The sequence below is a fragment of the Streptomyces sp. NBC_00237 genome (assembly GCF_026342435.1).
In the GTDB taxonomy this organism is placed as follows: Bacteria; Actinomycetota; Actinomycetes; order Streptomycetales; family Streptomycetaceae; genus Streptomyces.
The window spans coordinates 2,429,244-2,451,493 of record NZ_JAPEMT010000001.1; the positions used below are offsets into that span (position 1 = coordinate 2,429,244).

Genomic DNA, 22,250 nt, shown 5'->3' on the forward strand with positions numbered 1-22,250 from the left:
GACCGTCCGATCCCGGCCGTCCGATCCCGGCCGTCCGATCCCGGCCGCCCGACCCCCACTGTCAGACCCCACCCGTAAACTCGCAGATCCACGAAGAAACCCTGCGCCCACCTGCGCAGAACCGGACCTCGGAGGGGAGGCGCAGCCACCATGACCACCACCCGCCCCACCCCCGTGCCCGCCCACACGGCGGCCCTCTACCTCCCCGCCCCGCTGCCCCGCGACGCCCGTATCGCCCTGTGGTCGCCGGAAGGGCCGCCGCCTTCGGGCGCCGAGGACACCGTCACCGTCGTCCGCCGTCAGGGTGCCGTCGTCCGGGCCCGCACCGCCCCGGCCCGGATCCTGCCGCTCGCCGAGGCCCTGCCGCTGCTCGTCGCCGCCCGGCACGCCCCCACCGCCCACCCCGCGACGCGCTGCTGGGGAGCGGCCGCCCTGCACGCCCTGCACCTCGTCTCGCGTGGGCTGCTGCTGCCGGGGCTCACCCGGGCCGACGACGACGCCTGGCGGGCCGGTCCGCCGGATGCCGCCGACGTCGCCCAGCTGCGTGCGATCGCCGCCGCCCTGCCGCCCGAGGGATACGCGGTTCCGCTGTCCGACCGCACACCACTCCAGGTTCCGGACCCCGCCCACCTGGTGCGTTCCTTCGTGGACGCCGTCGCCGACGTGCTGCCCCGCACGCCCGCCGCCGCCCTCGCCTTCGGGGACCCTTTCGCCTCCCACGAGGCGCAGAACCTGCCGCGCCTGCGCGAGTGGGCCGCCGAGGTCGCGGCGGGCGCGGACGCCGGAGTGCGGGTCTCGCTCCGGCTCGACCTCCCGGCGGACGGCCTCTTCGACTCCCGCGAGGAGGACGACCGCTCCCGCGAGGAGGACGGCGGCGACCCGCCCGAAGGCCGCTCTGCCCGAAACCGTACGGAAGGGCCCCGCCGTGCCGGGGCCGCCGTGGTCCAGGTGCACAGCCTCGCCGACCCCACCCACCTCGTCGACGCCGTGGACCTCTGGGCGGGCGACGGCGGTGATTCCTTCGGGCCCCGCGCCCGCGTGGACACGGTGCTCGCCCTGCGCCGCGCGGGCCGGGTCTGGCCGCCGCTCGCCCGCCTCCTGGAGCAGCCCGTTCCCGACGTACTGCCCCTCTCCGACGAGGAGTTGTACGACCTGCTGGGCGCGGCCGCGCACCGGCTGGAGGCCGCCGGGGTCACGGTCCACTGGCCGCGCGAACTGGCCCGTACGCTGACCGCCACGGCGGTGGTGCGCCCCGCGCCCGGCTCGGCCACCGATGGCACCGCCTTCTTCGACGCGGAGCACCTCTTCGCGTTCAGCTGGCAGTTGGCGCTCGGTGGCGAGGACCTCACCGAGGCCGAGATGGACGCCCTGGTCGAGGAGCACCGCCCGGTGGTCCGGCTGCGCGACCAGTGGGTGGTGGTCGACCCCGAGCTCGTACGCAAGGCGCGCAAGCGGCAGTTGGGTCTGCTGGACCCGGCCGACGCGCTGGAGGTCGCCCTCACCGGCACCGCGGAGGTCGACGGCGAACGCGTCGACGCGGTACCCGTGGGGGCGCTGGCGACCCTCCGCGACCGGCTCGCCCGAGGCGGCGCCGACACCCTCCCGCAGCCGCCCGCGCTCAAGGCCACCCTGCGCGACTACCAACTCCGCGGCCTGGCCTGGCTCGACCTGATGACCTCGCTGGGCCTCGGCGGCTGCCTCGCCGACGACATGGGCCTCGGCAAGACCATCACCGTCATCGCCCTCCACCTGCACCGCGTCGACGCGGCCCGCGCGGCGGCGACCCCGGGAGCACCGGCCGCCCCCGGCCCGCGCACCGCGCCCACCCTGGTGGTCTGCCCCGCCTCCCTCCTCGGCAACTGGCAGCGCGAGATCGAACGCTTCGCCCCCGGCGTCCCCGTGCGCCGCTTCCACGGCGCGGCACGCACCCTGGACGACTTGGCCACCGCCGACGGCCTCTTCGACGCCGACGCCGCCCGAGGCACCGCCCCCGACGCCCCGCCCCCCTCGCGCTCGTACGACGGCGGATTCGTCCTCACCACCTACGGCACCATGCGCACCAGCGCCGCCCAACTGGCCACCCACACCTGGAACATGATCGTCGCCGACGAGGCCCAGCACCTCAAGAACGCACGCTCCTCCACCGCCAAGGCCCTCCGAACGATCCCCACCCCGGCCCGGATCGCCCTCACCGGCACCCCCGTCGAGAACAACCTCTCGGAGCTGTGGGCCCTCCTGGACTGGACGACCCCGGGACTCCTCGGCCCCCTCACCTCCTTCCGGGCCCGGCACGCCCGCGCCGTCGAGGGCGGTGAGGACCCGGAGGCAGTGGAGCGCCTCGCCCGCCTGGTGCGCCCCTTCCTCCTGCGCCGCAAGAAGTCCGACCCCGGCATCGCCCCCGAACTGCCCCCCAAGACCGAGACCGACCACCCCGTCTCCCTCTCCCGCGAGCAGGTCGCCCTCTACCAGGCGGCCGTGCACGAGACGATGGCCGCCATCGAGACCTCCGAGGGCATCGCCCGCCGCGGCCTGATCATGAAGCTGCTGACCTCCCTCAAGCAGATCTGCAACCACCCCGCGCAGTATCTGAAGGAAGGGGGCTCGAAGGACGACCCGCCCCGCTTGGCCACCACCCGCTCCGGCAAGCTCGCCCTCCTCGACGAACTCCTCGACACGATCCTCGCCGAGGAGGACTCCGTACTGATCTTCACCCAGTACGTGAGCATGGCCCGGCTGCTCTCCCGGCACCTGGCCGCCCGCGCGATCCCCGCCCAACTCCTGCACGGCGGGACCCCGGTGGCGCAGCGGGAGGAGATGGTCGACCGCTTCCAGTCCGGCGAGGTCCCCGTCTTCCTGCTCTCCCTCAAGGCGGCCGGAACGGGCCTCAACCTCACTCGCGCCGCGCACGTCGTGCACTTCGACCGCTGGTGGAACCCGGCGGTCGAGGAGCAGGCCACCGACCGCGCCTACCGCATCGGCCAGACCCAGCCCGTCCAGGTCCACCGCCTCATCGCCGAGGGCACCGTCGAGGACCGCATCGCGGAACTCCTCGCCTCCAAGCGGTCGTTGGCGGACGCGATCCTCGGCTCCGGCGAGGCCGCCCTCACCGAACTCACCGACCGCGAACTGGCCGACCTCGTCTCCCTGCGGAGGCCGTCATGACCCCGTACGGACCCCGCCCCACGGCACGTGGCCCGCACACCGCTGCCGCGTCCGACCGCCGCCGTACGTTCCCGCCGGACCCGGAGTCGACCGGGCCCGCCGTCACCTGGTGGGGCAGGGCCTGGGTGGCAGCCCTGGAGGACCTCTCCCTCGACCCCGCCCGCCTCGCCCGGGGCCGGGCCTACGCGGACGCGGGCCACGTCGACGCGATCACCGTCACCCCGGGCCGGGTCGTGGCGTACGTACGGGGCAGCCGCGCCCGCCCCTACCGCGCCGAGCTCCGTCTGCGCACCCTCGTACCGGAGGACTGGGACGCCTTCCTGGACGCGGCCGCCGCCGACCCCGCCCACCTGGAATCCCTCCTCGCCAAGACCGTCCCCCAGGCCCTCCTCGACCCGGCCTCGCCCCTCGCGGAGATCCCCCTCCTCCCCACCACGGCAGGCGACCTCCTGCCCTCCTGCACCTGCCCGGACGCGGGCCGCCCCTGCAAGCACGCGGCGGCCCTCTGCTACCAGGTGGCCCGCATCGTCGACGAGGACCCCTTCGTCATCTTCCTGCTCCGAGGCCGCGACGAGAGGGAGATCCTCGACGCCCTCTCCCACCGCAACGCCGCCCGCACCGCGACGGAAACCCGCACACCCCCCACGCTCCCCGGCCTCCCGGCCCGCGAAGCCCTCACCCGCACCCTCGCCCCCCTGCCCCCGGCCTTCCCGCCGCCCCCGCACCCGGGCACACCCCCCTCCTACCCGCCCCCGCACCTGCGCGGCGCCCCCGACCCCCTCGCCCTGGACCACCTCGCCACCGACGCCGCCCACCGCGCGCACGCCCTCCTCAGCACCGGCACGGACCCGATCGCCGCCCTCACCCCCTGGCAGGACGCGGTCCGCATCGCCGCCGCCCAGCCCGGTTCCGGCCTGACCGCGGCGACCCGCTCCCTCTACACGTCCCTCACCCGGGCGCTGGGCCGCACCCCCACCGAGCTGGCCAAGGCGGTGTCCGCCTGGCGTCAGGGCGGCTCCGGAGCCCTCTGCGTACTGGACACCCCGTGGGACCCCCCGGCGGGCCCCTTCGACCGCGCCCGCTCCACCCTGCTCGTCCTCGGCCTGAACTTCCGCCCCACCCACAACCGCCTGACCGCGGGCCGCTTCCAGCTCCGCTACGGGCAGGACGGCCTCTGGTACGGCTACGCGTCGGACACCGGCCACGACGACTGGTGGCCGGAAGGCCCGCCGGGCCACGACCCCGTGGACGTACTGAACCGTTTGCGCGGAGCCTGACGCACGGGCCGCCCCGGCGAAGCCCTCCGTCCCCGCGAGCCACCCACTCGGCGCAACGCCCGGCACCTACCGAGGATCAGCGGGGGGGGGTGTCTCCAGAGGCGCTCCTGCTCCCGGGCACCGTGCCCCTCCCCGGGGGCAGCGCACCCGACGTTCCGGGCGGCAGCACCCCGGGCGTGCCCGGCGCCGACGGCGGAGCGGGCGCGGGCAGCGCGATCAGATCGCTCACCCCCGCGACCTGCTGCAACGTCCTGGCCAGGGACTCCAGCGCCTGACGCACCGCGTCCAGATCGCCCCGCAGCGCCTGCGCGTGCTCCCAGGCCCGTTCGTACGCCACCGGGTCGACATGCGCGGGACGCTGCGACTCGTACGCGGCCAGCCGAGGGTGCCACTCGGACAGCAGAGGGCGCAGGACCCGGTTCAGTACGGTCATCGCCAGCACACCGAAACTCAAGTGGCCCGGCTCCAGCGGCGGCGCGACGGCCGGGCCGTGCCTGCGCAGGATCTCCCGGGTCGTGCCGAACAAGCTGTACAACGAGGACAGCGCCTCCCGTAACAGCCCCTTGTCCCTTCCCAGTTCGGCCACGGAAACCCGGCTGACCAGGTCGAGGTAGAGCTCCCAGGACGCCCGCCGCTCGGCGTCCGCCGGTTCCCACACACCCGCGATCTCACCCACGAACGGAAATGCCAGCCGGGCCGTGATCTGCGTCGGACCCGCCCCGTGCCGCTTGCCGCTGTTGCGCTTCATGATCGCCCTCCCCGGCTCCTCACAGTAGGGTAAGGCTCCGTGTTCTCCGTGTGGGATGTCTTCTTCAGCTACAGCCGCGACGACGCGGACCGGGTGCGTCCGCTGCTCGACGCGCTCCGGGAATCCGGCCTGAAGGTCTTCACGGACGAGGCGGGCGTCGCCTCCTTCTCCGGCATCAGCGACACCATCCGCCGCGAACTCGCCAACTCCCGCGCACTGCTGGCCTATTACTCCACCGGCTACCCCGAACGCCAGGCATGCCAGTGGGAACTGACCACGGCCTACCTCGTGGGGCTCGGCGAGGGCGACCCCCGCCGCCGCGTCATGGTCGTCAACCCCGAGCCGGGCACCGCCCACATCCAGCCGGTGGAACTGCGCGACGCCCGGCACGCGGACGGGCTCGGCGCGGACGCCGACCCGGCGGCCCTCGCCGCACTGGCCGCCGACGTACGCACGCACGTGGCCGCCCTCGACACCCCGATGTCCGCACCGCTGGCCGACGGCCGCAGCCCCCGCTGGCTGCCCGGGCCGCAGCCGTCCGCCGCCCCCGAGTTCACCGGCCGCCTCCCCGAGCTGTGGCGGGTGCACTCCGCGCTGCACGAACACGCCGCGCCCCTGGTCACCGGCCGGGCCTCGGCCCGCGCCGTCCAGATCCGGGGCATGGCGGGCGTCGGCAAGACGCTCCTCGCCCAGGAGTACGCCCTGCGCTTCGGTGCGGCCTTCCCCGGCGGGGTCTGCTGGCTCGACGCCACCAGCCCCGGCAGCTACGAGACCGATCTCGAAGCCCTCCGCCGCCGCCTGGAAGCCCCCGACCTCTACGCCCATTTCGAGGCCGCGGCGGCCCCCTTCCTCTTCGTCGTCGACGGCCTGCCGCCCCGCCTGGCCCCGCGCGACGCCGCCCGGCTCGCCGCTCCGCACCCCCTCGGCCGCACCCTCTTCACCACCCGAGGCCGCGGTTACGCCGCACTCGCCGCCCCCGTCGACCTCGGCCCGCTCGACCCGGAACACGCCTACGCCCTCGCGGGCTCCCGCGAACTCGCCGCGTCCGCCGAGGGCCACCCGCTCGCCCTCGCCCTGCTGGCCCGCGCGGGCAGACCGGCCGACGCCCTGTACACACCCGGCCCCTCACCCCTGGACACCCTCGCCGGGGACGACATCACCTCCGCCCTCGTCCGCGACGCCGACACCGCCGACGCCCAGGACGTACTGCGCTGCGCGGCGGCCCTGCACCCGCTGCCGCTCACCGCCCACGACGCGGCCCGCGCCCTGGCCGCCGCCGACTCCGTACCCAGGGCGGTGGCGCAGCGCAGGGCCGAGGCGGGCGTACGGGATCTGGAGGTGTGCAGCATGCTCACGCGGGAACGGCAGTCCGGACGGACGGCTTCCACCGACCCCCACTGGCACGTCCACCCGGTCACCCTGCACGCCTGGCGCCATCACGACCCCTCTCCGGCCCGCACCGAAGCACTGCGGCACGCCGTCCTGCGCACCCTGCACGGGGCTACGCTGGGAAGCGCCGGACTCCCCGGCGGCCGGAAGGAGTCGGACATGCCCACGTCGCCCTCCCGCACGAACCCGCTCCCGCCGCCGAGCGAGTCGGAGCGGATGGCCGCCTTCGACATCCAGACCGAACTCGTCACCCGCATCGGCATCCAGGAACTGCCTCCCGGCGGCGGCAACCTCCGCGAAGCCCTGACCTCGTTGTACGGGCTCTTCCCCTTCGTCCGCGAGACGCTGCGCCGCTACAGCGTCAGCCTGGCCGCCGCCCCCGCCGACACGGACACCCCGCACGTACGCGCCGTCGCCTACCGCCTCCTCAACGACACCTTGCGCCCCTTCACCACCACCTGGCACCCGCTCCTCACGGCCTACGAGGCGACGCGCCCGGCCTCCGTGACACCCCAGGACCACGAGGCGGCCTGGCCCGATGCGGACCGGATGCGGGCAGAGCTCACCGCCCTGCGCGGCCCGTTGCTGCGCATCTCCGCAGACCTCGCCGCCATCTCGGGAGCGGACTTCGGCCTGACGGCGGCGGGCTGACACACCTCGGCGGGGGCAGGTCCGCTCAGCCCCCGGCAGCCGTGCGCCACCCCCGCAACACGCCCTCGATCGTCTCCGCCACCCGCGCCCGCGCCTCGTTCCTCGGGGTGCCCGCCATCAGCAGGGCGTCGTACGGCGTGTCGACATGGCGCACGGAGGCGCGGACAGCCGCGGTGACGGCGGCCTCGTCCAGGGCGCGGCCCGAGGCACTGCGGCCCACCCGGCCGCTGCCCCTGGCCGAGGCGTGCGCGGCGACGGTGCGGGCCCGTTCGGGCGGGCAGCCGGGGAAGAGCGCGGCGATGGCCGCCGCGAACGCGGCCGTGAAGCGGACGTCCTCGGCGGCACGGCGGACCGCGTCCCGGGCGCGGCGGCGTTCGCGGGCCTCGGCGTCGGCGAGGCAGGCGGACTCGGCGACGGCGAGGGCGGCCTCCTCGACGAGCAGGCCCTGGCGCTCGTAGCGCTTGCGGCGCTTGTGCCAGCGGACGACGACCGCCCACAGCGAACTGGCCTCGCGGGCCCGGCGGGTGAGGGCCGTGTCGCCGCGCGGCAGGAACAGGAGATGCCCGAGGTCGGCGCAGTCCAGGCAGCGCGGGGCGTTGAATTCGAGGATCAGGAGGGGGAGCGGGCCCTGGCGGCAGTCGGCGCAGTGCCGCCGCTGGAGGGGTTCGACGACCACGAGATGAGCGACGAGGTTCATGGGAAGGGGATACCCCCCGTTTCTCCCTACGGCACAGAGCGGTTTCCGGCTCCTTCCAGCGCCTCGGCGAGCTTGTCCCGCGCCTCGGTCTGCGCCGCGATCCGGGCGTCCAGTACGGCCAGCCGGTCCCGTGCGATCCGCAGCTTCGCCTCGGATGGCGCGGCAGCGAGCACGTCACCGTCCAGGCAGGGAGCGAAGTCCTGTACGTCGTCCAAGGTCAGGCCCACGGCGAGGAGTTGGCGGATGTTGCGTACGCGGACGACGGAGGCTTCCGCGTCGTAGGTCCGGTAGCCGTTGGCCTCCCGGTGGGAGGTGAGCAGGCCCGCCTGCTCGTAGTGCCGCAGAGCGCGGGCGGTCGTGCCCGTCGCCCGCGCGAGTTCCCCGATGCGCACGTCCGCCCCCCCGTTCGACGCTGCTGCCTGTGCCGCCGCCTGTGCTGCCGGGGAATTCGTAGCACGCACGGGCTCACGCGACCACCGCGCCCCCGTCCACCGGCAGCACGACGCCCGTCACGAACGACGCCTCCGGTGCGGCGAGCCGGGTGATCGCCCAGGCGGCCTCCTCCGGGCGCCCGATCCGGCCCAGCGGAGTGTGCGCCACCTGCCAGTTCCGTACGGCGGTCCGCTCGTCCGGCGTCAGCCCCCGGTGTTCGCCGATCGGAGTGTCGATCGCCCCCGGCGCCACCGCCACCACACGGATGCCGCGCGGTGCGAGTTCCACCGCCCAACTGCGGGTGAGGAGTTCGAGCGCTGCCTTCGACGCCGCGTAGACCGCGTTGCCGGGCCAGGCGCGCAGCCCCACCGAGGTGCTGATGTTCACGACGACGCCGCCGCGCGTGCCGAACGCGGGCAGGGCGGCCTGCGTCAGCAGGACCGGGGCGACCAGGTTCGTCGCGAGCTGCGCCTCGACGCCGGATCGGGTGTAGGTGCCGAGGGCGCCGCCGCCGACGATCCCAGCGTTGTTGACGAGGACGTCCAGGCGGCCGTACGTGTCGAGCGCCTCGCGCGCGAGGGCCTCGGCGGCCCCTTCCTCGGTGATGTCCGCGACGAAGGGGGTGATGCGGGAGGGGTGTTCGGCGGCGGCTGCCGTCTTCGCCAACGGCTCCGGCCTGCGCCCCACGGCGATCACCTGGGCGCCCTCGGCCGCGAAGGCGAGCGCGGTGGCCCGGCCGATGCCGGTGCCTCCTCCGGTGACGATGACGACGCGCCTCCCGGCGGGGGCGACAGGGGCGGCAGGGGTGGCTGTGGTGTCTGAGGTGTTCATGGGGCCGATGTTCCGACCTTGACGCCAGTGGCAAGGTCAAGCGGAGGCCCTCCGGGGAGGCCGCCGCATTCCGTACCGGCGATGATGTACGGGTGGATCTTCGACCGATTACCTGGGGACGCCTCGCGGGCCGTCTGGCCCGCCACCTCGACAGCCTGGAGCCCGGCGACGGCAGCCCGTGGCTGAAGGTCGGCGTCGACGGTGCGCCCGCCGCTCGTACGGGAGAGCTGGCCGGGCCGCTCGCCGAGGCGTTGCGGGAGCGGGGGCGCAGCGTCCACGAGGTCGACACCCAGGGGTTCCTGCGGTCGGCTTCGCTGCGCTTCGAGTACGGGAAGCAGGACCCGGACACGTACGTCGACGGGTGGTTCGACACCGGGGCCCTGTGGCGCGAGGTCTTCGGCCCGTTGGAGGCCGGAGGCACCGGGCGGGTGCTGCCCGACCTCTGGGACCCCGTCACCGACCGGGCGACGCGCAGCCCGTACGTACAACTCCCGCCCGGTGGTGTGCTGTTGGTGCACGGCCCGATGCTGCTCGGGCGGTGGTTCCCGTTCGACCTGACGGTGCACGTGCGGCTGTCGCCGGGGGCACTGGGGCGTCGTACCGCCGAGGACGAACGGTGGATGCTGCCCGCCTTCGCGCGGTACGAGGAGGAGGTCGGGCCCTCGGACGCCGCCGACGTCGTCGTACGGGCCGACGACGCGCGGCATCCGGCGTGGACCGGGCTGCCGGGCGACGGGGAGTGAGGGCTCGGGACGGGGCGTCCGGGCGTGAGCCCCGCCGTCCGGAGCCGATGGTTTCGGATGCGTGACGGGTGCCGTGGGCGGGGCTTCGAGTTCCGGTCTACCGGTGGCTTCGGCTGCGGTTGCCGGACTTGAAGCTGGCCAGGGCGGCGACGCCGATCGCGGCGAGGCCGATCTGGATGAGCCACTCGATCCAGTCGACGCCCTTGGTGTCCTGCACCCCGAACGCCTTGGCGATCGCCGCGCCCGCCAGTGCCGCGAGGATGCCGACGGCGATGGTCCACAGGATGCCGATCTTCTGGCGGCCCGGGACCACGAGCCTGCCGAGGACGCCGATGATGATGCCGATGACGATCGCGCTGATGAAGCCGGAAATCTCCATGCTCATAGCTCCCTGTCGAGCGTGGCTCTCTGCCGAGCCGTAGCCCTCTGCCGAGGTCTGTGCCCGTACCTGTGCCCCTCGCGCGCCGGTGCACGCCTTACGGCATTGTCGTTTCCCACCACTTTGCCGAAAGGTGGAACGCACGTGACAGGGGGTGACGGGACGGTACGGGAGAGAGACGCGGGCACCGTGGTGTCCATGCTCCGGGCCTGGCCGACGAGGTGCCAGGGGTCGCGGCTAAGGTGACCGGCCATGACGACAATTGATCAACTTCCCGCCTCCTTCTCCGTGCACATTCCGGACGCCGAGCTGGAGCCCGAACCGCTCGACCCGGAGCAGATCGTCTCCGGCGCACCCGAGGTCACCGGCAAGGTGCTCTGGGAGTCCCCGGACGGCAAGCAGCTGCGGGGCATCTGGCAGATCACGCCCGGCGTGGTGACCGACACCGAGGCCAACGAACTCTTCGTCGTGGTCAGCGGTCGTGCCACCGTCGTGGTGGAGGGCGGCGCGACCCTGAAGATCGGTCCCGGCGACGCGTGCGTGCTGCGCGAGGGCGACCGTACGACGTGGACGGTGCACGAGACGCTGCGCAAGGCGTACCACATCAGCCTCTGAGGCCGCCCCGCGGAGCGTCAGGCCCGGCCTCGGGCCTCACGCCAGCGGCAAGTCTCAGGCGTTCTCCGTACGTGCGGTGATCAGCGCCAGCGCCACCATCGGCACCAGCAGCAGGGCCCCGGCCGCGTTCAGCCAGCCGTAGCCCGCCTGCGCGACGATCAGTCCGGCCGCCGCGCCGCCGACGGCCGCCGCCGAGTTCATCGTGAGGTCGGACAGGCCCTGCACGGCGGCGCGGGCGGGCTGCGGTACGGATTCCGTGAGCAGCGCCGATCCCGACACCAGGCCCGCCGACCAGCCGAGGCCCAGCACGAAGAGTCCGGCGGCGGTCTGCCCGTGGCTGCCGCCGGAGGTGCCCGCCAGCAGGGCGGCGACCGCCAGCAGTCCGCCCGCGAGGCCGATCACGGACAGCCGTCCGAGCCGGTCCGCGAGCCAGCCCATGACCGGGGAGAACGCGTACATCCCCGCGATGTGGCCGCTGATGACCAGCCCCACCAGTTGCAGCCCCGCACCGTGGTGGCCCAGGTGCACGGGCGTCATCGTCATGATCGACACCATCGCGGTGTGCGTGACGGCGACCGTCACCAGGGCGAGGCGGGCCCGTGGGGACGCCTTCACGGCGGCGATCCCTGCCTTCAGCGAGCGGCTCGCGGCCGAGTTGTCCTCCTGCGGCGCCAGCGCCCGCGCGGTCAGCAGCGGGTCCGGGCGCATCAGTATGGCGACGATCACTCCCGTGATCAGGAAGATTCCGGCGGCCCACACGAACGGGGCCGCCGTCACGGGGAGGGAGGTGCCGGAGAAGAGGCGCCCGGCCGGGGCCGCGACGTTCGGCCCGAGCACCGCACCGATGGTCGTCGCCCACACCACCGTGGAGATCGCCCTGGCCCGCCGGTCGGGGGCGGCCAGGTCGGCCGCGGCGAACCGGGCCTGGAGGTTCGCGAGGGACGCCGCACCGAACCCCGCCATGCCGAGCAGCAGCAGCGGGAAGCTCCCGGCGAGGGCGGCGACCACGACGAGGGCCGCTCCGAGCGCCCCGATCAGGTAGGCGAGGACGAACCCGGGCCGCCGGCCGCGCTGCGTCATCAGTGAGGCGAGCGGCACGGACAACAGTGCCGTGCCCACCACGGACGCGGTCGGAGCCAGCCCGGACACGGCCTCGGTGCCGCCGATCTCCGTGGCGAGGACGGGCGCGAGGGTGATGCCGATGGGGACGCCGAGGCCGCCCAGGATCTGGCTGATGACCAGCACGGCGGTCGTACGGCGCTGGAGCGCGGGCACCTCGGCGGCGGTCACCGGGGGCGGGGTCACGGGTGCGGTGTCCGCGACCAGACCTCCGGAGGCGGGGTCGGAGTCACCGGTGTGCGGCACGCCGTCGGCTCCGGTGCGCCCGGTGGCCCCGGTGTCCTCTGTCTCTTCGGGGCGCTCGTTCCTGTCCGTGGTGCTCACTTCGTACACGCCTCTCCGCCGGTGGCCGCGGTCACCGCGAGGGAGCCGCATATGTACGTGTACTCGTCAAAGAATGTCGTCACCGCCGCAGTGTCCCAGCCCGCACTCTCCGGGGCACCAGGTAATCCCGCCCACCGCACGGCATCGCCGCACCCCTTGCCCGCGCACCCGGTCTCAGAACAGCGGCTCCGGCAGCACCCCCTCCAGCGCCAGCAGCACCCGCTTCGTCTCCAGGCCGCCACCGAAACCGCCGAGTCCGCCGTCGCTCTCCACCACCCGGTGGCACGGCACCACCACCGGCAGCGGGTTCGAGCCCATCGCCGCCCCGACCGCCTGCGCCGCCCCGGGCTGCCCGACGCGTCCGGCCAGATCGCCGTACCCGACGACCGTCCCGTACGGCACGCCGTCGTTCAGCTCGCGGAGCACCTGGCGGTTGAACCCGGAGGTCAGCGACCAGTCCAGCGGCAGGTCGAACGCCCGCAGCGTGCCCGCGAAGTAGGCGGCGAACTGGCGCACCGGCTCGGCCAGCCGACTCGACGCGGGTATCGGCTCCGCCACCTCGACCGGTGCGGCACCGAGTCGTGACGCCAGAACTTTCAGGGCCTGGGCGCGTACCTTCTCGTCCGCGTGGAAGACCACGCTCACCAGGCCCGTTCCGGTCGCGGCCAGCAGGAGCGGGCCGATGTCACTGCGGACGACGGCCCACTCCACACAACTCGCCCGAGGCGTTTCGCTGATCACGCTCCCCACGGTACGACCGGGCACTGACAACGGGCCAGGACGGCGAGGAAGACCCAGGTCAGCCGCGCATCGCGAGGTCATTCGCGGCCCCCGAGGCCATGCGCCCCCGCGAGGTCAGCCGCGCATCGCCGCCCGCACCACGTCCGGCCTGTTGCTGATGACCCCGTCCACGCCGAAGCCCTTGACCTTCTTCGCGTTCGCCGCGTCGTCCACCGTCCAGGCGTTCACCCGCAGCCGCTGCCCGTGCGCCCCCTTCAGCCGGTGCACCGCCGCCACGTACTCCTTGCTGAGCGAGGAGTGCTGCGGATTGATCTGATCCGTGTACGCCGCGTACGTCGGCAGGTCCGCCACCTTGGGCGTGCCCAGGAACCCGGTGATCAGGCCCTTGTGCTGCCGGTGCACGGCCCGGATGCTCGCCGCGTCGAAGCTCTGCACCACCAGCCGCGACCGCACGTGCGCCGTGTCCAGCCAGCCCTGCGCGCGCAGCACCTTGAGCATGTCCTTCTCGATGCCCGGGTACAGCGCCGGATTCTTGACCTCCATCAGGAGCTTCTGCCGGTTGTGGTCCACCCGCTTCAGGTACTGCTTCAGCGTCGGCACGCGCGCACCCGCGTACGCGGGGCCGAACCAGCTGCCCGCGTCCAGCCTGCGGATCTCCGCCGCCGTGAAGTCCTTGATCCTCCACGGGGCGCGGCCCGGGAACACCTGCTCCACGTCGGTCGTCCGCGCCAGGCTGTCGTCGTGGACGATCACCAGCTCGCCGTCCTTGGTCCGCTGGACGTCGTTCTCCACCCAGTCGACGCCCAGCCGGTGCGCCTTGTCGACGGCGGCGAGGGTGTTCTCCGGCGCGTACGCGGAAGCGCCCCGGTGGGCGATGACCGAGGGCACAGTGGTGGGAGCGGCCACCGGGGCGGCCCCGGGGGCGGCCGGGGACTCCACCACACCGGCGGTCCCGCCCGCGAGAGCGGTCAGGGTCGCGGCGACTGCGAGGGTGAGCATGGATCTCTCCTTGCGCGAGAAGACGGCTCGGGCGACCGAGCGTGACAGCTGCCCGCCAACGCGGGACAGGTGAGGAATGGCCATGCGGTGAACGATGTGACACGTGCGTCCAACACGCTTCGTGACGGTTCCGGTACGGAGAGGGACTTCGGCCGATCGGGTGGGGGCCGGTCCGTAAACTCCCGGAGCCCGGTTCCGTACACCCGCACCACCTCCCGTACCCGCCCCCGGAGGCCGATCACCACGTGAGTGTCAGTGGTGGGTCGTACGGTGGTTGCATGCGGCCCGTTTCCAAGATCGAACGTACGGTGGCGCCCTTCGAGGTCGTCAGTCCCTACCAGCCCAGCGGTGACCAGCCGGCGGCCATCGCCGAGCTGGAGAAGCGCATTCGCGCAGGCGAGAAGGACGTCGTCCTGCTGGGTGCCACCGGCACCGGCAAGTCGGCGACGACCGCCTGGATGATCGAGAAGCTCCAGCGCCCCACGCTCGTCATGGCGCCCAACAAGACCCTCGCCGCCCAGCTGGCGAACGAGTTCCGCGAGCTGCTGCCCCACAACGCCGTCGAGTACTTCGTCTCGTACTACGACTACTACCAGCCCGAGGCGTACGTCCCGCAGTCGGACACCTACATCGAGAAGGACTCCTCGATCAACGAGGAGGTCGAGCGACTGCGCCACTCCGCGACGAACTCGCTGCTCACCCGCCGCGACGTGATCGTCGTCGCCTCCGTCTCCTGCATCTACGGCCTCGGCACCCCGCAGGAGTACGTGGACCGCATGGTCTCCCTCAAGGTCGGCGACGAGATCGACCGCGAGGCCCTGCTGCGCCGCTTCGTCGACATCCAGTACAACCGCAACGACGTGGCGTTCACCCGCGGCTCCTTCCGGGTCCGCGGCGACACCATCGAGATCTTCCCGGTGTACGAGGAACTGGCCGTCCGCATCGAGATGTTCGGCGACGAGATCGAGGCCCTGTCCACGCTCCACCCGCTCACCGGCGAGGTCATCAGCGAGGACCAGAGCCTGTACGTCTTCCCCGCCAGCCACTACGTGGCGGGACCCGAGCGCATGGAAAAGGCGATCAACGGCATCGAGAAGGAGCTCGCGGAGCGCCTCGCCGAGCTGGACAAGCAGGGCAAGATGCTGGAGGCCCAGCGGCTGCGCATGCGCACCTCCTACGACCTGGAGATGCTCCGCGAGATCGGCAGCTGCTCCGGCGTCGAGAACTACTCCATGCATTTCGACGACCGCGCGCCCGGCACCGCCCCGCACACCCTCCTCGACTACTTCCCCGAGGACTTCCTGCTCGTCCTCGACGAGTCGCACGTCACCGTCCCGCAGATCGGCGCGATGTACGAGGGCGACGCCTCCCGCAAGCGGACCCTCGTCGACCACGGCTTCCGGCTGCCGTCCGCGCTGGACAACCGCCCGCTGAAGTGGGAGGAGTTCCAGAAGCGGATCGGCCAGACCGTGTACCTGTCCGCGACCCCGGGCACGTACGAACTCTCGCGCGGCGACGGCTTCGTGGAGCAGATCATCCGCCCGACCGGACTCGTCGACCCCGAGGTCGTCGTCAAGTCCACCGAGGGCCAGATCGACGACCTGGTGCACGAGATCAGGAAGCGCACCGAGAAGGACGAGCGCGTCCTGGTCACCACGCTCACCAAGAAGATGGCCGAGGACCTCACCGACTACTTCCTCGAACTGGGCATCCAGGTCCGCTACCTGCACAGCGACGTCGACACCCTGCGCCGCATCGAGCTGCTGCGCGAGCTGCGCGCCGGTGAGTACGACGTGCTGGTCGGCATCAACCTGCTGCGCGAGGGCCTCGACCTGCCGGAGGTGTCCCTGGTGGCGATCCTCGACGCCGACAAGGAGGGCTTCCTGCGCTCGGGGACCTCCCTGATCCAGACCATCGGCCGCGCGGCGCGCAACGTCTCCGGCGAGGTCCACATGTACGCGGACCGGATCACCCCGGCGATGGCGAAGGCCATCGACGAGACCAACCGCCGCCGCGAGAAGCAGGTCGCGTACAACAAGGAGCACGGGATCGACCCGCAGCCGCTCCGCAAGAAGATCAACGACATCGTCGCGACGATCGCCCGCGAGGAGGTCGACACCGAGGAACTGCTCGGTACGGACTACCGCAAGCCGAAGGCGGGCAAGGACGCCAAGGCCCCGGTTCCGGCGCTGCGCGGGAAGGCCGCCAAGGGCAAGAAGGGCGCCGAGGTCCTCACCGACCGCCCGGCCGCCGAACTGGCCCAGCAGATCGAGGACATGACCGACCGGATGCGCGCCGCCGCCGCGGAGCTCCAGTTCGAGGTGGCCGCCCGGCTGCGCGACGAGGTCGGCGAACTCAAGAAGGAACTGCGCATGATGAGGGAGGCGGGACAGGCGTAACGGCGCGAGCGTTCCGGTGCGCCGCGGAGTGTTGCAGGAACGACACAAAACGCACCGGAGTTGCGACCGCGTCGGGCGGACTGCGTAGGGTGCTGACAACCGCACACACGGGTGGTGACGGGGTTTGTGGAGAGGGGTAGCGCGTGACGGTCAACATGACCAAGGGCCAGGCCATCAGCCTGCAGAAGAGCGACGGGGGAACCCTGACCGCGGTGCGGATGGGGCTCGGCTGGCAGGCGGCGCCGCGCCGTGGTCTGTTCGGCAAGCGCACCCAGGAGATCGACCTCGACGCGTCGGCGGTCCTGTTCGCGGACAAGCAGCCGGTCGACGTCGTGTTCTTCCGCCACCTGGTCAGCGACGACGGTTCCGTGAAGCACACCGGCGACAACCTGGTCGGCGGCGCGGGCCAAGGCGGCGACGACGAGGCGATCCTCGTGGACCTCTCCCGGGTCCCGGTGCACATCGACCAGATCGTCTTCACGGTGAACTCCTTCACCGGCCAGACCTTCCAGGAAGTGCAGAACGCCTTCTGCCGCATCGTCGACGAGACCAACGGCCAGGAGCTGGCCCGCTACACCCTCGACGGCGGCGGCCAGTACACCGCCCAGATCATGGCCAAGGTCAGCCGCGCGGGGGCGGGCTGGCAGATGACCGCCCTCGGCAACCCGGCCAACGGGCGCACCTTCCAGGACCTGATGCCGTCGATCCTGCCGCACCTCTAGGCACGCACCCTCAGGCGCGCACCCAGGCACGCGCCTTCAGGCACAGGAGCATCAGCAGTACCGCAGCTCCCGGAGGCAGCAGGCCGCCGGGAGCTGCACCGCATTCCCGCGGCGGAACCACGGCGGGAGAAGCAGGCGTGACACAGGTACGAAGCAAGCACGACGCACGCGCGCACGACGCAACGGTGATCACCGACGGTGGGGGAGACAGACGATGACGGCCGAACTGGTCCGGGGGCAGAACCACCCCTTGCCCCAGGCCCGTTTGGAGATCCGGGTCTCGGCCGGTCAGCCGGTCGTCGCCGGAGCCACGCTCGTCGACGAGCAGGGCACCGTACGGGGCACGGAGTGGGTCGCCCACCCGGGAGCCCACCAGCTCCCCGGCCTGGAGGTGTCCCGGCAGGCCGCCGCGGACCACCGGCTCGCCGTGGACCTCGGCGCGCTCCCGCAGGAGGCGCACCGGGTGCACGTGCTGCTGGCGCTGCCCACCGCCGTGGGCTTCCCGGCCCGCTTCGGCGCGGTCGCCGCCCCCTTCGTCGCCGTCACGGGACTCGACGGCACCGAGGTCGCCACCTTCACCCTGACCGGCCTGGACGCCGAGTCCGCCGTCGTCGCCCTGGAGCTGTACCGCCGCCAGGACGCCTGGAAGGTACGTGCCGTGGGCCAGGGGTACGCGGGCGGCCTCGCCGAGCTGCTCGCCGACCAGGGCCTGGCGCAGGCGGGCGAGCTGGCCGCCGCCATCCAGGACGCGGTCGGCCGCAGCCTCGCCCGTTCGGTGTCCGCGCCCCCGCCCCGTACGGCCGACGGCGACCGGGCCCGCCGCGCCGCCCGCCCGGCCCGGCAGGGCGCCTCCGCCCAGGACGGCGTACGGGGAAACCTCGCCGATGGCGACAGCGGGACGCCCCAGTCCCACCAGGACACCCCGCCGCCCCAGCAGGGCACCCGGCCCGCCGCGCCGACGTCCGCACCGGGCCTGCCCGCGCAGTCAGGCGCGCAGGACCAGACCCCGCCCGCCGCCCCCTCCGGCCCGGCCGCCCCCTCCGGCCCCGTCGACTACAGCCACCCGCGCCGCCGCAAGCAGCCCCCGGCCGCCCCGCCGAACGCGCCCGCCCCGCCGCCCGCCCGCCCGGAGCCCTCCGGTCCTGGGCAGCCGCCGCACCCCGTCGCGGGCGACGCCTCCGGCTGGTCCATGGAGGAACGGCTCTACAACCAGGTCTGGGGCATGTTCGAGGACCTGGCCCGCACCGCCGCCGCCTACCGCAGCGCCGTCGACTTCGCCGAGTCCCGGATGGAGAAGGAGCTCGAACAGGTCCTCTCCGACCCGCGCAGCCGCATCGGCGGCACCGGCGACGAGGCCCGCCGCACCGCCCGCGCCAAGTGCGACGCGCTCGTGGAGCAGGCCCGCGCCGTCCTGGACCGCGACATCGCCCAGCTCGTCGCCGAGTCCGACGTGGTGGAGCCCGCGCTGCCGCCGTCCTTCGCCCGCTGGGACAACCCCGCCTGGCACGCGTACAAGGTCCCGATGGAGATCCCGATGGCGCTGCGCATCGGAGATCTCCACCTGCCCGAGCGCCCCGACCTGCACATTCCGCTGTTGGTACGGCTTCCGCTGGAGCGCGGTCTGTGGATAGACGCGGGCCGCACGGGCTCCGAGGCCGCGATGATGATGGACACCGACGAGCTGCGCCGCCTCGCCATGGACACGGCCGTCGCGCACGCCGCCCGACTGCTCGGTGCGTACCCGGCGGGCGAATTCACGGTGCACGTCGTCGACCCCGCGGGCTCCGCGTCCGCCGCGCTCGCCCCGCTGGTGAAGTCCGGCGCGCTGGCCTCGCCGCCCGCCGCGGGAGCCCAGGGCGTGGCGGACGTGCTGGCGCGGCTGACCGAGCGCGTGGACCTCGTACAGATGGCGATCAGGGCGGGTGCCTCCGACGCGCTGCCGCCGCACCTGGACACGGCCGAGCAGCTTCTGATCGTCAACGACTTCCCGCACGGCTTCGACGACCGCGCCGTCACCCAGTTGCGCTATCTCGCCGACGAAGGTCCGTCCGTCGGCGTGCACCTCATGATGGTCGCCGACCGCGAGGACGCGAGCGCCTACGGCCCGGTGCTCGACCCGCTGTGGCGTTCGCTGCTGCGACTGACGCCGGTGCCCGACGCGCACCTCGCCGACCCGTGGGTGGGGCACGCCTGGACGTACGAACCGCTCCTCGCGCCGCCCGGGAGCCAGGTGCTGTGGAACGTGCTGAGTCAGGTGGCGGCGGCCAGGAGGGCCCTCGGCCGCTGATCACCCGGATCCAAAGGCACTCATCTGACCTGCGCTTTTGGGCCTCCTTTACCTTGCCCTTTACCTGTTCTTGGTGTTTCGGGTACTCTCTTCAGTGCGGAGGGGAGTACTCCCGGCTGCGATGTTCCCGTCAATACGGACCGCCATCGGTCCCGGGGCATCGGCCCGTTGCACGCCAGAAGGCGGCTCGGGTGGAAGAGACCTCCGGCAGCGACGACGCTGATTGAGTTGCCGTAGCTATCTGCCGGAGGCGCAGTGGACGTTTCATTCAACATGTGGCTCTTCACCATCCTGGCCCTCGCGGCCCTGATCGGTGTCGACTTCTTCATCGGGCGCAAGCCCCACGACGTCTCGACGAAGGAAGCGGGCATCTGGACGGTCGTCTGGATCGCGCTGGCCGTGATCTTCGGACTCGGTCTGCTGGTGTTCGGCGAGGGCAAGGCATCCGGCGAGTTCTTCGCGGGCTTCATCACCGAGAAGTCCCTGAGCGTCGACAACCTCTTCGTCTTCGTGCTGATCATGGCGAAGTTCTCGGTGCCGTCCCACCTCCAGCAGCGGGTGCTGCTGATCGGCGTGCTGATCGCCCTGGTGCTGCGGGCGATCTTCATCGCCGCGGGCGCCGCGGTCATCGCCAACTTCTCGTGGGTCTTCTACATCTTCGGCGCGTTCCTGATCTACACCGCCTGGAAGCTCGTCCAGGAGGCGCGTGCGGGTGAGGAGGCGGAGGCGCCCGAGGAGAACATGCTTCTCAAGAAGATCGAGAAGAAGTTCGGCGTCGCCGACCAGTACCACGGCACGAAGCTGTTCATCCAGAAGAACGGCAAGCGCATCCTGACGCCGCTCATGGTCGTCATGCTCGCCATCGGCATGACGGACGTGCTGTTCGCGCTGGACTCGATCCCGGCGATCTTCGGCCTGACCCAGGACCCGTACATCGTCTTCACCGCGAACGCCTTCGCGCTGATGGGTCTGCGCCAGCTGTACTTCCTGATCGGCGGCCTGCTGGAGAAGCTGGTCCACCTCAGCTACGGCCTCTCCGTCATCCTCGGCTTCATCGGCGTCAAGCTGGTGCTGCACGCACTGCACGAGAGCGGCGTGAACGTTCCGGAGATCTCCATCGCCGTCTCGCTGTCCGTCATCTGCGGCGTGCTCGTCGTCACGACGATCACCAGCCTGATCGCGAACAAGAAGCGGGAGGCGGCGGAGGCCGCCAAGGAGGACAAGGCTCCGATCGAGTCCTGACCCCAGGGCTCGTACGAGAGGTGGAGGGGACGGCGTGCATGCCGTCCCCTCCACCTTTCTGTCCGTACGCACGGTCTCGTCCGTACGCACGGTCTCGTCCGTACGCACGGTTGCGTCCGTACGCACGGTCGGGCGGCCCGCGTCAGGCGGGCGCGGCCCCCTCCGCCCCGGCGGCCTTCGCCTCCGCGGCCCGTACGGCCGCCGGACGCGTCTCCGGGAGCAGGGCGAAGCAGCCCAGGCTGACCAGCGCCATCCCCGTCAGATACGCCGCCACGCCCCACGGCGGCCCGTCCCCGCCCGACACGGCCGTCGCCACGATCGGGGTGAGCGCACCGCCGGACACCCCGGCCAGGTTGTAGCCGAGCGCCGCCCCGGTGCACCGCACGCGCGGTGCGTACAGCTCCGGCAGATACGCGCCGATCACCGAGAACATCGCCGCGAACGACACCGATCCGCCCAGGAAGCCGAGGAACATCAGCCACGGCTCACCGGTCGAGAGCAGCGCCATCATCGGGAAGGTCCACAGGGCGCTGATCGCGCAGCCCACCAGGCACATCGGCCGCCGCCCGACCCGGTCCCCGATCACCGCCGCCACCGGGATCAGCGGGCCCTTGAGCACCACGGCGGCCATGACGCAGCCGAGCATCACCGTACGGTCGACGCCGAGGTGCTCGGTGCCGTACGCCAGCGACCAGGTCGACATCGTGTAGACGAGCGCGTACCCCAGCGAGAGCGCGCCCGCCGTCAGCAGCACCAGCCGCCAGTGGTCGCGCACCACCTCGGCGAACGGCGCCCCGGCCCGCTCGCCCTTCGCCGCCAGCTCCTTGAAGTCCGGTGTCTCCTCCAGGGAGGAGCGCAGCAGCAGTCCGGCGACGGCCAGTACGCCCGCCGCCCAGAACGGCACCCGCCACCCCCACGAGGTGAACTGCGCGTCGGTCAGGCCCGCCGACATCGCCAGCATCACGCCGTTCGCCAGCAGGAACCCGATCGAGGGGCCGGTCTGCGGAAAGCTCGCCCACAGGGCCCGCCGGTGCGCCGGCGCGTGCTCCACGGTGAGCAGCACCGCCCCGCCCCACTCGCCGCCCAGCCCGAGCCCCTGGAGGAAGCGCAGCAGGATCAGCAGGACGGGTGCGAGCAGACCGATCGAGTCGTACGTGGGCAGACAGCCGACGGCCACCGTCGTCGCCCCGGTGAGGATCAGCGAGGAGAACAGCACGGGTCTGCGGCCGAAGCGGTCGCCCACGTGCCCGAAGAGGACCGCGCCGACCGGCCGGGCGAGGAAACCCACCCCGAAGGTGCCGAAGGCCGCGAGAGTGCCCGCCAGGGGCGAGAAGGAGGGGAAGAAGAGGGGGCCGAGGACGAGGGCGGCGGCCGTTCCGTAGATCGCGAAGTCGTAGAACTCGATGGCCGTACCGGCGAGGGACGCGGTCGCGAGCCGGAGCATGGAGGGGCTGCCCGGACGGGCCGGTGATCGTGAAGCGTGCATGCGGCGT

18 protein-coding genes are annotated in these 22,250 nt (G+C 72.6%); 9 read left to right on the forward strand and 9 right to left on the reverse strand.

Translation table 11 applies throughout. The features are described from left to right. The first annotated feature begins 150 nt into the window (after positions 1-150). Positions 151-3,162 carry a DEAD/DEAH box helicase gene (locus tag OG897_RS10725; protein ID WP_266655144.1) on the forward strand — a complete coding sequence of 1,004 codons (3,012 nt, stop codon included), beginning with the start codon at positions 151-153 and terminating at the stop codon, positions 3,160-3,162. Further along, positions 3,159-4,439 (forward strand): SWIM zinc finger family protein, encoded by a 1,281-nt coding sequence (locus OG897_RS10730; RefSeq protein WP_266655146.1) that lies wholly within the window; start codon positions 3,159-3,161, stop codon positions 4,437-4,439. The genes OG897_RS10725 and OG897_RS10730 overlap by 4 nt, the downstream gene beginning before the upstream one ends. 76 nt (positions 4,440-4,515) lie before the next feature. Here the strand turns inward: OG897_RS10730 and OG897_RS10735 are convergent, their stop codons facing one another. After that, the gene (locus OG897_RS10735; protein ID WP_266655148.1) at positions 4,516-5,187 is read right to left on the reverse strand and encodes a hypothetical protein; all 672 of its coding nucleotides are present in this window, start codon (positions 5,185-5,187) and stop codon (positions 4,516-4,518) included. A gap of 39 nt (positions 5,188-5,226) precedes the next feature. On the opposite strand from OG897_RS10735, the gene OG897_RS10740 reads away from it, so the two are divergent. Further along, positions 5,227-7,227, forward strand: coding sequence for a toll/interleukin-1 receptor domain-containing protein (locus tag OG897_RS10740; protein WP_266655150.1), 2,001 nt, complete (start codon positions 5,227-5,229; stop codon positions 7,225-7,227). 25 nt (positions 7,228-7,252) lie between these two features. Here the strand turns inward: OG897_RS10740 and OG897_RS10745 are convergent, their stop codons facing one another. From OG897_RS10745 to OG897_RS10755, 3 genes are all read right to left on the reverse strand, one after another. Beyond that, on the reverse strand, positions 7,253-7,924 hold the full coding sequence (locus OG897_RS10745) for a DUF2293 domain-containing protein (protein WP_266655152.1): 672 nt from the start codon (positions 7,922-7,924) through the stop codon (positions 7,253-7,255). Positions 7,925-7,950: 26 nt separating this feature from the next. After that, positions 7,951-8,316, reverse strand: coding sequence for a MerR family transcriptional regulator (locus OG897_RS10750; RefSeq protein WP_266656740.1), 366 nt, complete (start codon positions 8,314-8,316; stop codon positions 7,951-7,953). A 73-nt stretch (positions 8,317-8,389) separates the two neighbouring features. Further along, positions 8,390-9,187 carry an SDR family NAD(P)-dependent oxidoreductase gene (locus tag OG897_RS10755; protein ID WP_266655154.1) on the reverse strand — a complete coding sequence of 266 codons (798 nt, stop codon included), beginning with the start codon at positions 9,185-9,187 and terminating at the stop codon, positions 8,390-8,392. Between the two features lie 92 nt (positions 9,188-9,279). Here OG897_RS10755 and OG897_RS10760 point away from each other — a divergent pair, with 92 nt between their 5' ends. Then, a complete protein-coding gene (locus OG897_RS10760; RefSeq protein WP_266655156.1) occupies positions 9,280-9,930 on the forward strand; it encodes a uridine kinase in 651 nt (216 codons plus the stop codon). A 97-nt stretch (positions 9,931-10,027) separates the two neighbouring features. On the opposite strand, the gene OG897_RS10765 is transcribed toward OG897_RS10760, so the two are convergent. Further along, a complete protein-coding gene (locus tag OG897_RS10765) occupies positions 10,028-10,309 on the reverse strand; it encodes a GlsB/YeaQ/YmgE family stress response membrane protein (RefSeq protein ID WP_266655158.1) in 282 nt (93 codons plus the stop codon). A gap of 252 nt (positions 10,310-10,561) precedes the next feature. Here OG897_RS10765 and OG897_RS10770 point away from each other — a divergent pair, with 252 nt between their 5' ends. Next, on the forward strand, positions 10,562-10,924 hold the full coding sequence (locus OG897_RS10770; protein ID WP_266655160.1) for a cupin domain-containing protein: 363 nt from the start codon (positions 10,562-10,564) through the stop codon (positions 10,922-10,924). Positions 10,925-10,978: 54 nt separating this feature from the next. On the opposite strand, the gene OG897_RS10775 is transcribed toward OG897_RS10770, so the two are convergent. The 3 genes from OG897_RS10775 to OG897_RS10785 all read right to left on the reverse strand — a co-directional run bounded on the left by OG897_RS10775 (position 10,979) and on the right by OG897_RS10785 (position 14,107). Then, on the reverse strand, positions 10,979-12,229 hold the full coding sequence (locus tag OG897_RS10775; RefSeq protein WP_266656742.1) for an MFS transporter: 1,251 nt from the start codon (positions 12,227-12,229) through the stop codon (positions 10,979-10,981). Between the two features lie 312 nt (positions 12,230-12,541). Then, positions 12,542-13,132, reverse strand: a complete 591-nt coding sequence (locus OG897_RS10780; protein ID WP_266655162.1) for a methylated-DNA--[protein]-cysteine S-methyltransferase — start codon at positions 13,130-13,132, stop codon at positions 12,542-12,544. Between the two features lie 90 nt (positions 13,133-13,222). Then, positions 13,223-14,107: a glycerophosphodiester phosphodiesterase family protein gene (locus tag OG897_RS10785; protein WP_266655164.1), complete on the reverse strand. Its 885-nt coding sequence runs from the start codon at positions 14,105-14,107 to the stop codon at positions 13,223-13,225. Between the two features lie 278 nt (positions 14,108-14,385). Here OG897_RS10785 and uvrB point away from each other — a divergent pair, with 278 nt between their 5' ends. From uvrB to OG897_RS10805, 4 genes are all read left to right on the forward strand, one after another. Continuing rightward, positions 14,386-16,506 carry an excinuclease ABC subunit UvrB gene (gene uvrB, locus OG897_RS10790; protein ID WP_266655166.1) on the forward strand — a complete coding sequence of 707 codons (2,121 nt, stop codon included), beginning with the start codon at positions 14,386-14,388 and terminating at the stop codon, positions 16,504-16,506. Between the two features lie 143 nt (positions 16,507-16,649). Then, a complete protein-coding gene (locus OG897_RS10795) occupies positions 16,650-17,228 on the forward strand; it encodes a TerD family protein (RefSeq protein ID WP_266655168.1) in 579 nt (192 codons plus the stop codon). A gap of 214 nt (positions 17,229-17,442) precedes the next feature. Beyond that, positions 17,443-19,515 carry a TerD family protein gene (locus tag OG897_RS10800; protein WP_266655169.1) on the forward strand — a complete coding sequence of 691 codons (2,073 nt, stop codon included), beginning with the start codon at positions 17,443-17,445 and terminating at the stop codon, positions 19,513-19,515. A gap of 255 nt (positions 19,516-19,770) precedes the next feature. Further along, the gene (locus tag OG897_RS10805; RefSeq protein WP_266655171.1) at positions 19,771-20,757 is read left to right on the forward strand and encodes a TerC family protein; all 987 of its coding nucleotides are present in this window, start codon (positions 19,771-19,773) and stop codon (positions 20,755-20,757) included. A gap of 142 nt (positions 20,758-20,899) precedes the next feature. Here the strand turns inward: OG897_RS10805 and OG897_RS10810 are convergent, their stop codons facing one another. Continuing rightward, entirely contained in the window at positions 20,900-22,243 is a 1,344-nt protein-coding gene (locus tag OG897_RS10810) for an MFS transporter (protein WP_266655173.1), read from the reverse strand. Positions 22,244-22,250 lie beyond the last annotated feature (7 nt).